The sequence below is a fragment of the Rhodanobacter sp. UC4451_H18 genome (genome assembly GCF_052978225.1).
The window spans coordinates 663,264-676,121 of the sequence record NZ_CM129663.1 but is presented as its reverse complement, the minus strand read 5'-3'; the positions used below and the strand labels follow the sequence as shown (position 1 = coordinate 676,121).

Here is a 12,858-nt window from a genome sequence, read left to right as displayed (position 1 = left end):
ACGGCTTCCCGCCTGCCTTGCGCCCGGGTCCGGTTTTCAGGGCTCGTCGTCGACGTGGCGCAGCAGGTCGCCGGGCTGGCACGCCAGTGCCGTGCAGATCGCGTCGAGCGTGCTGAAGCGTACGCCTTTCACCTTGCCCTGCTTGAGCAGGGACAGGTTTGCTTCGGTGATGCCGACCGCCGCGGCCAGGTCCCTGGATTTCATCTTGCGCCGCGCCAGCATGACATCCAGTTCGATGATGATCGGCATCAGACGAACGCCCGGTTCTCCTCGGCGGCGCGTGCCCCCTCGCGCACCATTTCGGCCACCGCATGGGCGAGGATGGCGGCGGTGAGCGTGCCCAGGAAGCCGATGCCGAGGCTGAGCTGGTATTCCGGGATCTGGGTGGCGGCGACCAGTCCGGCGGCAAACCCTCCGATGAGGTTGACCAGCAAGGCGTGACCCAGCCACGAGAAGCACCGTGCGACGACAAAGTTCAGCGGCGACGGTGCGCGCAACGCCTTGCCCAGCCGACGCAGGCAAACGATCGGCGCCATCCCGGCCACCAGGGCCAGCAGCAGGGCCGCCGAAAGTACGGCACCGTCGAAAGAAGCTCTCGGCAACAGGTGCCAGCGTTCAAGCAGTTGCTGCGCCGAGCCGGAGTCCATCCGGGTCATGCCGCTGACTTGCCAGAACAGGAGCGCCAGCAGCATGCAGCCGCCCACGGTACAGAAGGCGAGGATGCTGGCGAACGACATGATGTCGTTGGCACGCCGCTGGATGCGTGTCGTCCGCGCATGGGCGGGCTCGGCGGCGGGGCGAAGGGATTCGGTGCGGGCGGCAGACGACATGGGAGGTTCCTGGGCGGCAGATACTTATCGTATTACGATAATTAATATCTGCGCAAGAACATCGGCCGTGCGCGACAGCGCGCTGTCGCCTTGGTTGAATCGCGTAAGGTCCGGAGAAGGCCGGCCGGCGAGGCCGCGCCTATGCGCCGGCTTGCCGCAGTCGCCGCCGGCGACGCTGGACCAGCCAGCCGCCACCGCAAATGACCAGGATGGCCAGGACGTCGAGGCCATACGCGGCCCAGGCGTGGGCGTCGAACCACCCGCTGAGCAACTGGTCGTGGGCGATCATGCGGCCGGCGGTGATCGCAATCGCGGCGGCGCCGATGTACATGATGATCGGGAAGCGGTCGATCAGCTTGAGGATCAGGGTCGAGCCCCATACCACCAGCGGCACGCTGACCAGCAGGCCGATGATGACCAGGCCCAGGTGGCCCTTGGAGGCGCCGGCGATCGCCAGCACGTTGTCCAGCCCCATCAACGCGTCGGCGACGATGATCGTGCGCAGTGCGCCCCAGAACGTCTTGCCGGCCTTGATGTCCGGGCCGTCGTCGTTGCCATGATTCAGCAACTGCCAGGCTATCGGCAGCAGCAGCAGGCCGCCGGCGAGCATCAGGCCCGGCAGCTTGAGCAGGAACACCACGATGGCGGTGAGCGCGAAGCGCACGGCCACGGCGCCGAAGGTGCCCCAGAACACCGCCTTCTTCTGCAGATGCTTCGGCAGCCGGCTGGCGGCCATGGCGATGACGATGGCGTTGTCACCGGCCAGCACGAGGTCGAGCAGGATGATGGTGAGCAGGCCGGAGAGAAAATCGGGAGCAGCGAGGGTCATCGGGGGTTCCATGCGCGTCGAACAATGCGGCAGCCATGGACGCGCGCGGCCCATGCCCGCCACAAAAGTCTTGTTCGCAGGATGACTGCCGGACGACCGGAGCGAAACCTCGCTCGTGCTGACGATCGTCGCATCGCGGAAGGTGGACTTGCCGCGAGAACTACTCCCTTCTGGGCTGGCGGCGATTGTCACGGCCCGGGCGCGGTGCGGTCAAGCAACGCGTTCGACGACAGTCGGCTAAAATGGCGGTTTTCCCTCGCCACGAGATCCCGCCATGAGTGCGCACGACATCCGTTCCGCCGTCCGTCCCGATCCCGACCAGCCGCTGGTCGATATCGCCGATTACGTGGTCGATCACCAGATCGATTCGCGGGAGGCCTACGACACTGCGCGCTACATGCTGCTGGACTCGCTGGCCACCGCCATGATGGCGATGAAGTTTCCGGAGTGCGTGAAGCACCTCGGCCCGCTGGTGCCGGGCGCCACGCTGCCGGGCGGTGCGCGCGTGCCGGGCACCAGCCATGAGCTGGACCCGGTGCAGGCGGCGTTCGCGATCGGCACGCAGATCCGCTGGCTGGATTTCAACGACACCTGGCTGGCGGCCGAATGGGGCCATCCGTCGGACAACCTCGGCAGCATCCTGGCCGTCGGCGACTACCTCAGCCGCAAGGCGGAGCGCGAAGGCGGCCAACCGCTGAGCGTGCGCGACGTGCTTGGCTACGCGATCAAGGCGCACGAGATCCAGGGCTGCTACGCGCTGCTGAACAGCTTCAACCGGGTCGGCCAGGACCACGTGATCCTCGTGCGACTGGCCTCCACCGCGGTGGCCACCGCGATGCTCGGTGGCAGCAAGGAACAGATCATCACCGCCGTGTCGCACAGCTGGATCGACAACGGCGCGTTGCGCACCTATCGCCATGCGCCGAACACCGGTCCGCGCAAGAGCTGGGCCGCCGGCGATGCCTGCCGTCGCGCGGTGACCCACGCGATCAATGCGGTGTATCGCGGCGTGGTCGGGTATCCGTCTGCGCTGTCGGCAAAGACCTGGGGCTTCTACGATGTGGCGTTCGGCGGCAAGCCGTTCGAGTTCGAGCGCCCGTTCGGCAGCTACGTGATGGAGAACGTGCTGTTCAAGATCAGCTATCCGGCCGAGTTCCATGCGCAGACTGCCGTGGAATGCGCCATGCAGTTGCATGGCGAGGTGGCCGGCAAGCTCGATCAGATCGAGAAGATCGTCATCGAGACGCAGGAAGCGGGTTGCCGCATCATCGACAAGACCGGCCCGCTGGCGAACTATGCCGATCGCGACCACTGCATCCAGTACATGGTCGCCGTGCCGTTGATCTTCGGCCGCCTGGTGGCCAGCGATTACAACGACGACGTCGCCGCCGACCCGCGCATCGACGCACTGCGCGACAAAATGACGGTGGTGGAAAATACGCAGTTCACCCGCGACTATTTCGATCCGGCCAAGCGTTATATCGGCAATTCGGTGCAGGTATTCTTCAAGGACGGCAGCCATACCGGCAAAGTGTCCGTCGATTATCCGATCGGTCACCGCAAGCGCCGGGCCGAGGGCATTCCCGTCTTGCTGCAAAAATTCGAGGCGGCCATGCGCAGTCATCTGCCGGCCCATCGGGTCAAGGCGATCATGGATGCCACGCGCGATCCGGCGCACTTGGACTCCATGACGCTGCATCAGTTCCTGGGTCTCTTCACATTGTAGGCACGTCCGTCATGGAACATTCGGTTCGGTCGGAGATGAACCACTGCGTGGCGGCGAGTCGTTTAGCCAGTTTCGCCGCTCTGTGAAGGGATTGGCCCGGCACGATCACTTACCTGAATGATGTTGCACCGAATGGTTGCGAAAGCGTACGCGACGCAACTGCTACTTAACGTTTTTGCTACAATGCGGGTCGCTTGTCCAGGACACGCCAAGCGCGGGCCGGTAGGGCCTTGAATCGAGTTAAGTTCTGACGTGCGACTTTCTGGTATGGGTCGAACGGACTCAAATTTTAATAATCGAGGAGACACCTGATGAAACGTAAGGGCTTGTATTTTCTGATCGCGCTCGCCCTGGGCGGCGTAGGTGCCGTTCATGCGCAGGACACGGCTGCGGCACCGGCCGATGCCTCGAGCAGTGAAACCGCCATCTCGTCCTATGACGGGCGCTGGTATATCGCGCCGACGGTGGGGGGCTACGTCAACGACACCGAGCGCGATACCAATAGCCGCCAGATCTACTACGGCCTGGGTTTCGGTCGCTTCTTCTCGCCCAACATGTCGCTCGATTTCTTCGTCGACCGCACGAAGCGCAAGATGGACAAGGGCCCGGCCCTTGGCGGCGGTCACAGCAGCGATTCCTGGGCCAGCACCAATGTCGGTGCGGCTGCCCGGTTCTATGCCGGTGACTGGAATGCATGGCGCCCCTACGGCATGGTCGGCGTGATGGGCAGCCATCACCAGAACAAGCTGGACAATGGCTGGGCGCCTGCTGCACAGATCGGCGGCGGCGTGTCCAAGATGGTCACCGACAGCACCAACATCCGGTTGGAAGCGGGCTATCGTTTCGACTGGGACAAGGACACCCATCCCGCCAACAGCAGCTATGGTGACTGGTTCCTCGGCTTGACCGTTGCCTCGCGCTTTGGTGCGCCTGCCGCCGCTCCGGCGCCGGTAGCGGCACCGGTTGCACCCGCGCCGGCCGACTGCTCCACCCAGGACAGCGACCAGGACGGCGTGAACGATTGCGAGGACAAGTGCCCTGCCACCGCCGCCGGCACCATCGTGGGCCCGGATGGTTGCGCGCAGAAGGTGGTGATCGACCTGCGTGGCGTGAACTTCAAGTTCGATCGTCCGAAGGCCGGTGAAACCGATATCTCCAAGTCGCTCGCCGAGCCGACGGCCGATTCGATCTCGGTGCTGAACCAGGCCGTCGACACCTTGCAGCGTTACCCGCAGGTGCACGTGACCGTGGCCGGCTACACCGACTCGAAGGGCACGGACGCGTACAACCAGAAGCTGTCCGAGCGTCGCGCCTCGATCGTCTACAACTACCTGACCAGCCATGGCATCGATGCCAGCCGTCTGGAAGGCCCGATCGGCCACGGCGAGAGCAACCCCATCGGCGACAACGAAACCGATGCGGGCCGTGCGCAGAACCGTCGCACGGAGCTGCAGGTTCAGCAGTAAACGAACCGCGGTAGCTAACAGGGAAAAGCCCGGCTTCGGCCGGGCTTTTTTTGTCTTCGCCGGCGATGATTCTTGTTGCCCCGCGGCCCCGACCTATACGCTTGCACGATGTCCCGTCCTTCTTCCTTCCACCCGGCGCGCGCGACCGGGCCGACTCCGCCGCCGCGCTACGGGCTTGCCCGCGTGCTGTCCAAACTGGGCGTGTGCTCGCGCAGTCAGGCCGAGCAGTGGATTCGTGCGGGCCGGGTCAGTGTGGGCGGGCGGGTCGTCCGCGACCCCCAGCATCCGACCCTGATCGACCGCCAGGGGATCGCCATCGACGGCGAAGCCGTGGGCCGGGCCACGCCTGTCCACGTGGCCTTCAACAAGCCGCGCGGCATCGTGGTCAGCGCGGCCGACGAGCATGGTCGCGCGACGGTCTACACCGCGCTGGCGGCCGCCGGGCTGCCCTGGCTGGGTCCGGTCGGCCGGTTGGACAAGGCCAGCGAAGGACTGTTGCTGCTGAGCAACGACACCCGTTGGGCGGCTGCCATCACCGACCCGCTGACGCATCTGGAGAAGACCTATCACGTCCAGGTCGCGGGGCTGCCGGATGCTGCGGTGCTGGCCGCGATGCTGGCGGGCGTCGAGGATGCCGGTGAACGCCTGAAGGCGCGCCGCGTCACGCTGCTGCGTGCGGGCGCAAAGAATGCATGGCTCGAAGTGGTGCTGGACGAAGGCCGCAACCGACATATTCGCCGGCTGCTGGCGGCGCTGGGTTTCGACGTGATGCGGCTGATCCGGGTGGCGATCGGCCCGCTTGCGCTTGGCGAACTGGCGAAGGGCCAGTGGCGCCGGCTGGAAGAGCACGAGGTGCGTTCGCTGGCGGCGAAGCGGCCGTGATGGCGGCGCGGCCAGGCTGCGGCCGCACCAGTCTCGGTGTCAGCGCGGAATCACGCCCAGGGTTTGCCCGACCTTGGTGAAGGCTGCAATCGCCTGGTCGAGGTGTTCGCGGGTGTGCGCCGCGCTCATCTGAGCGCGGATGCGTGCCTGCCCCTGCGGCACGACCGGATAGAAGAATCCGGTGACATAGATGCCTTCCGCCAGCAGCGCGGCAGCCATCGCCTGCGCTTTGGGCGCGTCGTGGATCATCACCGGCACGATCGGGTGCACGCCCGGCTTGATGTCGAAGCCGGCGGCCGTCATCCGTTCGCGGAAATAGCGGGTGTTCTCCTTCAGCCTGTCGCGCAGATCGCCGGCGCTGGCCAGCATGTCGAATACCCTGATCGCGGCGGCCACCACGTGCGGCGGCAGCGAGTTGGAGAACAGGTAGGGGCGCGAACGCTGGCGCAGCAGTTCGACCACTTCCCGCGGCCCGGTGGTGAAACCGCCGAGCGCACCGCCGAGGGCCTTGCCCAGCGTGCCGGTGAAAATGTCGATCTTGTCCATCACGCCGTGCAATTCGGCCGAGCCGCGGCCGGTATCGCCGAGAATGCCGGTGCAATGGCATTCATCGATGTGCACCATGGCATCGTACTTTGCGGCCAGCGCGGTGATCTCGTCGAGTTTGGCGATGAAACCGTCCATCGAGAACGCGCCATCGGTGGTGATGAGCTTGGTCCGCGCGCCGGCCGCGTCGGCCGCCTGCAACTGCTTCTCCAGGTCGGCCATGTCGCTGTTGGCGTAACGGTAGCGGGTGGCCTTGCACAGCCGCACGCCGTCGATGATCGACGCGTGGTTCAGGGCGTCGGAGATCACCGCGTCTTCCTCACCCAGCAGCGGCTCGAACAGGCCGCCGTTGGCGTCGAAGCAGGCGGCGTACAGGATGGTGTCCTCGGTGCCGAAGAATTCGGCGATCTTCGCCTCCAGTTCCTTGTGCAGATCCTGGGTGCCGCAGATGAAGCGCACGCTTGCCATGCCGAAACCGTGGCTGTCGAGCGCATCCTTGGCCGCCTGGATCACCGCCGGATGATCGGCCAGGCCGAGGTAGTTGTTGGCGCAGAAGTTCAGCACCTTGCGGCCGCCTTCCAGCTCGATCTCGGCAGACTGCGGCGAGATGATGATGCGCTCGGCCTTGAACAGGCCGTACTCGCGGATGGCCGCCAGTTCGGTGGCGTAACGTGCTTTCGCGGATGGAGTCATGGAATCTCCGGGTGCAGAAGTGTGTGGCGTGGAGGTTGCGGCGGTGCTCAGTTCCAGGAGCAGACGACCTTGCCGCACTGGCCGGCATCCATCAGGTCGAAGCCCTTCTGGAAGTCGTCGATGTGGATCTGGTGGGTGAGCACCTTCTGCAGCGGGAAGCCGGTCAGCACCATCTGGGTCATCTTGTACCAGGTCTCGTACATGCGCCGGCCGTAGATGCCCTGCAGGGTGAGGCCCTTGAAGATCACCTTGTCCCAGTCGATGCCCGCCCCCTTGGGCTGGATGCCGAGCAGGGCGATCTTGCCGCCGTGGTACATGCAGTCGAGCATGTCGTTGAAGGCACGCGGGTTGCCGCTCATCTCCATGCCCACGTCGAAGCCTTCCATGTGCAGGTCTTTCATCGCGTCCTTGAGCGAGGCGTTGGCCACGTTCACCACGCGGGTGGCGCCCATGTCGGCAGCGAGCTTCAGGCGGAAATCGTTCACGTCGGTGACGACGACGTTGCGCGCGCCCACGTGCTTGGCGATGCCGGCGGCGATGATGCCGATCGGGCCGGCGCCGGTAATCAGCACGTCCTCGCCGATCAGGTCGAACTCCAGCGCGCAATGCGCGGCATTGCCGTACGGGTCGAAGAAAGCGGCCAGTTCGGACGGAATCTGGTCAGGGATCGGCCACAGGTTGGATGCCGGCATGGCCATGTATTCGGCGAACGCGCCGTTGCGGTTCACGCCGATGCCCACCGTATTGGGGCACAAGTGCTGGCGGCCGGCGCGGCAATTGCGGCAGTGGCCGCAGACGATGTGGCCCTCGGCCGAGACGCGGTCGCCAACCTTGTAGCCGGTGACGCCCGGACCGATCTCGACGATGCGGCCGACGAACTCGTGGCCGATGGTTAGACCCGGCTTGATGACGCGCTGGCTCCATTCGTCCCACTTGTAGATATGCAGATCCGTACCGCAGATCGCGGTTTTCTCGATCTTGATCAGCACCTCGTTGGGGCCGACCTCGGGCATCGGCACCTCTTCCATCCAGATGCCCTGTTCGGGCTTGCGCTTGACCAGGGCTTTCATTGTCTGCGGCATGGGAAATCCATCGGCTGGCCCGCGATGCGGGCGGTTAAACGTCAATTATAGAGCGCGGCGGCGCGTGACCGCTGTCCATGCGAATTTTCCGGTCGTGTGCGGCGCCTGGAGGCGCAAGTCACTGCGATGGCGCGGAAGGCACTTCGATGCGCTGGAAGCACATGCGATCGCCTGCCGGGACGAGTATGCGTGCGCGCTGAATGTCGCAGGCATGACTTGCGGCATATGCCGCACTCGCCCGGCTCGGGCATAAGTCGAAAGTTATTGCGCCACTTTCGCCTGCTTCCCGGGGCCGGCTTTCACCAGGAGATTCCCTTTGCGCCGTCTATTGCTCGCTGCCGCCGTATCCGTCGGCTTCATCTCGTCCGCCCATGCCGTCGAAGGCATGTGGCAGCCCGCCCAGTTGCCGGGTATCGCCGCCACGCTGCAGCAGCACGGCCTGAAACTCGATCCGAAAACGCTGACCGACCTCACCGCCTACCCGATGGGCGCGATCGTCAGCCTGGGCGGCTGCACCGCCTCGTTCGTCTCGCCCGAGGGTCTGGTGGTGAGCAACCACCACTGCGTCTACGGCGCGCTGCAGCTGAACTCCACGCCGGAGAACAACCTGATCGAGAAGGGCTTCCTGGCGAAGACCCAGGCGGACGAGCTCTCCGCCGGCCCGTCCGCCCGGATCTTCGTCACCGAGGAAATCCGCGACGTCACGAAAGAGATCACCGCCAAGCTCACCGATGCGATGAGCGGCGCCGAGCGCTACAAGGCGATCGAGCTGGCGATCAAGGAGCAGGTCAAGGCGTGCGAGAGCGAAGGCTACCGCTGCGACGTCTACACCTTCCACGGCGGCTACAGCTATCAGCTGATCAGGCAACTGGAAATCAAGGACGTACGCCTGGTCTACGCGCCGCCGGAATCCATCGGCAAGTTCGGCGGTGACGTCGACAACTGGATGTGGCCGCGCCACACCGGCGACTTCGGCTACCTGCGCGCCTATGTCTCGAAGGACGGCAAGTCGGCCGCCTTCTCGAAGGACAACGTGCCGTACCGGCCGAAGCATGTGCTCAAGGTGAATCCGCAAGGCGTGGAAGCGGGCGACTACGTGATGGTGGTCGGCTACCCAGGTCGCACCAACCGCTATCGTCTCGCCGACGAGGTGCAGAGCTCGATCGACTGGGTCTACCCGACCCAGATCAAGGTATACGAGGACACGCTGAACATCATCAACACCGCCGGCAAGGCTGACCCCAAGGTGGCGGTGAAGTACGCCAGCATGGTCGCCGGCCTGAACAACTACCTGAAGAATTTCGGTGGCCAGCTCGAAGGCCTGCATCGCGCCGATGCGGTCACGGTGAAGCGCGCGCAGGAAGCGCAGTTGGAGGCTTGGCTGAAGCAGCAGGGCGGCGCCGAGAACACCGCGCTGGCGGCCGACATCGGCAAGCTGCGCCAGCAGATCGCCGCCGACCAGGCCAATCGCGAACGTGACCTGGCCATCGGTCTGGTCAGCCGCGCCCAGCTGTTCGGCACCGCGGTACGCCTGACCCACCTGGCGAAGGAGCGTCCGAAGGCCGATCTCGACCGCGATGCCGGCTACCAGCAGCGCGACTGGGTGCGCATCGAGGGCGGCCTGAAGCAGATGGATCGCCGCTACGACCCGGGCGTCGACCAGCAGTTCATGGTCTACGGCCTCAAGCGCTACGTGGCCTTGCCGCAGGCGCAGCGCCTGCCGGCGCTGGACAAGTGGCTCGATGGTGCAAGCACCGAGGCGGCGATCAAGGCGAAGGTTGCCGCGCTGTACGCCGGCAGCAAGCTCGGCAACGTCGACGAGCGCATGAAGTGGTTCGGCGCCGACAGCAAGGCGATCGACGCCAGCTCCGACAGCATGCTCAGACTCGCCCGCGCGGTGCAGCCGCAGCTGAAGGCGCTGGAGGACGAATCCGATGCCCGCGCCGGGGAGATGAGCAAGCTGCGCCCGCGCTACATGCAGGCGATGATCGCGTGGAAGGACTCGCAGAAGCTGCCGGTCTACCCGGACGCGAACAGCTCGCTGCGCGTCACCTTCGGCAACGTGCAGGGCGTGGCGCCGCGTGATGGCGTGAGCTACGCGCCGTTCACCACCGCGCAGGGCATCGTCGAGAAGGACACCGGCGTCGAGCCGTTCAACCCGCCCAAGGCCGAGCTGGCCGCGATCAAGGCCAAGGCGTTCGACAGCTATGCCTCGCCGAAGCTGGGCACGCTGCCGGTCAACTTCCTCGCCGACCTGGACATCACCGGCGGCAACTCCGGTTCGCCGGCGATGGACGCGAACGGCCAGCTGGTCGGCCTGGCGTTCGACGGCAACTGGGAGTCGGTCAGCGGCGACTGGCTGTTCAACCCGCAGCTCAACCGCTCGATCCAGGTCGACGTGCGCTACATGCTGTGGGTGATGCAGCACCTCGACCACGCCGACAACCTGCTGAAGGAAATGGGTGTGTCGGCGAAGTAAGCCGTACATTCGTGCATGCATCAGGGCCCGCGTCATCGGCGCGGGCCCTTCCGTTTTCCGTGGGGCGAACCCGGTCATGCGCGGGGCCGCGCCAAACCCGGAGCGGCAGACGCCGGCATGGCGGGCGGCTTGATTCAGCCGGCCGGTCTTTCCTCGGGGCGCAGCGTCAGGACCCGCACGCCGTTTCGCGTCACCGCCACCGTATGCTCGAACTGTGCCGACCATTTTCCGTCCCGAGTGACGACCGTCCAGCCGTCGTCCTCGGTCCGCACGGTCCGGCGGCCCTGGTTGAGCATCGGCTCGATGGTGAACACCATGCCCTCCCGCAATACCAGACCGGTTTGCGGCCTTCCCCAATGCAACACCTGCGGCGGTTCGTGCATTTCACGGCCGATTCCGTGCCCGCAATACTCCCTCACCACCGAGTAGCCATTCCGTCGGGCGTGATGCTCGATGGCATGGCCCACATCGCCGAGCCGGGCACCCGGGCGGACAGCCCTGATCCCCTTCCACATGGCTTCATGCGCCACCTGCACGAGTCGCTTGGCCGCTGGCGTCACCTCGCCGACGAGGTAGGTCTTGCTGGAGTCGGCGATGAATCCATTTTTTTCCAGCGTGATGTCGAAATTCACGATGTCTCCGTCTCGCAGGATTTCCAACGGAGACGGGACACCGTGACAGACGACGTCGTTGCGTGAGGAGTTCAGTGCATGGGCATAGCCGTACTGCCCCTTGCTCGCCGGACGCGCAGCGAGTTCGTCCATGATGTAGCTTTCGACCAGGTCGTTCACCTGCATGGTCGACATGCCGGCCAGACTCAACTGGTCCACGTAGCCGAATACATCGGCCAATAGCCTGCCCGACTCGGCCATCAGCGCGACTTCTTCCGGTCGCTTGGTCATGCGGCACCGGGTGCGAGCGGCCGTGCCTCGACACCGGCGGCGTGGAGTTCCCGCATGAGAACCTCCTGGAAAGTCAGCGTGGGGCTCATTTCACACAACATGCCGACCTTGATCCAGAAGGCCGCCTGCGCGTTGATGGATCGGCACGTCACTGCGCTCGCCCTGCGAATCTGACTGTGCAGATCGTCGTCGATGTTCACGATACCCATAAAACGTTCCATATATGTTTCATATATGGATGATATATTTTGGGGGTGTGGCTGGGCAAGCGGCGGATGTCATGGCTCATGGTGGCGACGGCACACCCTTGGCATCATGTCTGCGCACTTTTCCACCTCGTGGGGTGAGTGCCGTCGGCCGCGAGGCCGCTGGCGGTGCGGGCAGGGCGGTGCTCTCGTCTAAACTGCCGCGATGCCCGTTGATTCCCGCCCCCTGGCCATCTTCCTGATGGGCCCCACCGCCTCCGGCAAGACCGCGCTGGCATGCGCGCTGAGCGAGCGGTTTCCGCTGGATCTGGTCAGTGTCGATTCGGCGCTGGTCTACCGCGGCATGGACATCGGCACGGCAAAACCCGACCCGGTGACGCTGGCGCGCCATCCGCATGCGCTGGTCGACATCCGCGATCCCGGCCAGCCGTATTCGGCGGCGGATTTCCGCGCCGATGCGCTGCCGGTGATGCAGCGGATCAGCGCGCAGGGCAGAGTGCCGCTGCTGGTCGGCGGTACCGGGCTGTACTTCCGTGCGTTGCAGCAGGGGCTGTCCGACCTGCCGGAAGCCGACCCGGCCACCCGTGCGCGGCTGGCCGCCGAGGCGCAACAGCTCGGCTGGCCGGCCTTGCATGCGCGGCTGGTGGCCCTCGATCCGGCCGCCGCCGGCCGGATCGGCTGCAACGACGTGCAGCGCCTGCAGCGTGCGCTGGAAGTGATCGAACTGACCGGCCGGCCGCTATCCGAATTGCAGCGCGGCGGGACGGCGGCGCGCTTTCCGTGGCGCGTGCTCAAGCTGGCGCTGCTGCCGACCGACCGGCGCGTGCTGCACGAGCGCATCGCCCGGCGTTTCGACACGATGCTGGCGGAGGGCTTTCTGGACGAGGTGCGCGCACTGCGGGCGCGCGGCGACCTGCACGCCGACCTGCCGGCGATCCGCGCGGTCGGCTACCGGCAGGCGTGGGAACACCTCGATGGCCAGACCGATGCGGCCACGTTCCGCGACCGCGCCATCTACGCCACCCGCCAGTTGGCCAAACGCCAGATCACCTGGCTGCGCAGCGACACCGGCATCCGGATCGTCGAGCCGGATCGGCCCGATCTCGGCGAGCGGGTGCGCGCGGCGGTGGACCTGTTTGTCGACGGCCCGGCCGGGGTCATGCCACCAGCGTGACCCAGTCCACCGTCGTGGAGCAAAAATCTTCTTTCATCAAGCA

General features: G+C 65.5%; 12 protein-coding genes. 5 read left to right on the top strand and 7 right to left on the bottom strand.

Translation table 11 applies throughout. The features are described 5' to 3' along the window. Positions 1-36 precede the first annotated feature (36 nt). The 3 genes from ACVCMG_RS03300 to ACVCMG_RS03290 all read right to left on the bottom strand — a co-directional run bounded on the left by ACVCMG_RS03300 (position 37) and on the right by ACVCMG_RS03290 (position 1,659). On the bottom strand, positions 37-249 hold the full coding sequence (locus tag ACVCMG_RS03300; protein ID WP_395118082.1) for a helix-turn-helix domain-containing protein: 213 nt from the start codon (positions 247-249) through the stop codon (positions 37-39). After that, a complete protein-coding gene (locus ACVCMG_RS03295) occupies positions 249-830 on the bottom strand; it encodes a hypothetical protein (RefSeq protein WP_447106008.1) in 582 nt (193 codons plus the stop codon). Before ACVCMG_RS03295 ends, ACVCMG_RS03300 begins: the two co-directional genes overlap by 1 nt. 139 nt (positions 831-969) lie before the next feature. After that, positions 970-1,659 carry a TerC family protein gene (locus ACVCMG_RS03290; protein WP_395118085.1) on the bottom strand — a complete coding sequence of 230 codons (690 nt, stop codon included), beginning with the start codon at positions 1,657-1,659 and terminating at the stop codon, positions 970-972. Positions 1,660-1,933: 274 nt separating this feature from the next. Between ACVCMG_RS03290 and ACVCMG_RS03285 the strand changes: the two genes are divergently transcribed. The 3 genes from ACVCMG_RS03285 to ACVCMG_RS03275 all read left to right on the top strand — a co-directional run bounded on the left by ACVCMG_RS03285 (position 1,934) and on the right by ACVCMG_RS03275 (position 5,733). Continuing rightward, positions 1,934-3,385 (top strand): bifunctional 2-methylcitrate dehydratase/aconitate hydratase, encoded by a 1,452-nt coding sequence (locus ACVCMG_RS03285; protein WP_447106009.1) that lies wholly within the window; start codon positions 1,934-1,936, stop codon positions 3,383-3,385. 311 nt (positions 3,386-3,696) lie between these two features. Further along, positions 3,697-4,851, top strand: a complete 1,155-nt coding sequence (locus tag ACVCMG_RS03280) for an OmpA family protein (protein ID WP_395118089.1) — start codon at positions 3,697-3,699, stop codon at positions 4,849-4,851. 108 nt (positions 4,852-4,959) lie between these two features. Then, a complete protein-coding gene (locus tag ACVCMG_RS03275) occupies positions 4,960-5,733 on the top strand; it encodes a pseudouridine synthase (RefSeq protein ID WP_447106010.1) in 774 nt (257 codons plus the stop codon). A 39-nt stretch (positions 5,734-5,772) separates the two neighbouring features. On the opposite strand, the gene kbl is transcribed toward ACVCMG_RS03275, so the two are convergent. Next, positions 5,773-6,972 (bottom strand): glycine C-acetyltransferase, encoded by a 1,200-nt coding sequence (kbl, locus tag ACVCMG_RS03270; RefSeq protein WP_395118093.1) that lies wholly within the window; start codon positions 6,970-6,972, stop codon positions 5,773-5,775. Positions 6,973-7,019: 47 nt separating this feature from the next. Next, complete coding sequence (gene tdh, locus ACVCMG_RS03265; RefSeq protein ID WP_395118094.1) at positions 7,020-8,054, bottom strand: L-threonine 3-dehydrogenase; 1,035 nt, start codon at positions 8,052-8,054, stop codon at positions 7,020-7,022. A 316-nt stretch (positions 8,055-8,370) separates the two neighbouring features. Here tdh and ACVCMG_RS03260 point away from each other — a divergent pair, with 316 nt between their 5' ends. Next, positions 8,371-10,533 carry a S46 family peptidase gene (locus ACVCMG_RS03260; RefSeq protein ID WP_447114863.1) on the top strand — a complete coding sequence of 721 codons (2,163 nt, stop codon included), beginning with the start codon at positions 8,371-8,373 and terminating at the stop codon, positions 10,531-10,533. A 134-nt stretch (positions 10,534-10,667) separates the two neighbouring features. Here ACVCMG_RS03260 and map read toward each other — a convergent pair whose 3' ends face one another. Next, the gene (map, locus tag ACVCMG_RS03255; protein ID WP_447106012.1) at positions 10,668-11,435 is read right to left on the bottom strand and encodes a type I methionyl aminopeptidase; all 768 of its coding nucleotides are present in this window, start codon (positions 11,433-11,435) and stop codon (positions 10,668-10,670) included. Beyond that, on the bottom strand, positions 11,432-11,644 hold the full coding sequence (locus ACVCMG_RS03250) for a ParD-like family protein (protein ID WP_395121377.1): 213 nt from the start codon (positions 11,642-11,644) through the stop codon (positions 11,432-11,434). The genes map and ACVCMG_RS03250 overlap by 4 nt, the downstream gene beginning before the upstream one ends. Positions 11,645-11,846: 202 nt before the next feature. On the opposite strand from ACVCMG_RS03250, the gene miaA reads away from it, so the two are divergent. Then, complete coding sequence (gene miaA, locus ACVCMG_RS03245) at positions 11,847-12,815, top strand: tRNA (adenosine(37)-N6)-dimethylallyltransferase MiaA (RefSeq protein ID WP_447114862.1); 969 nt, start codon at positions 11,847-11,849, stop codon at positions 12,813-12,815. Positions 12,816-12,858: the final 43 nt, after the last annotated feature.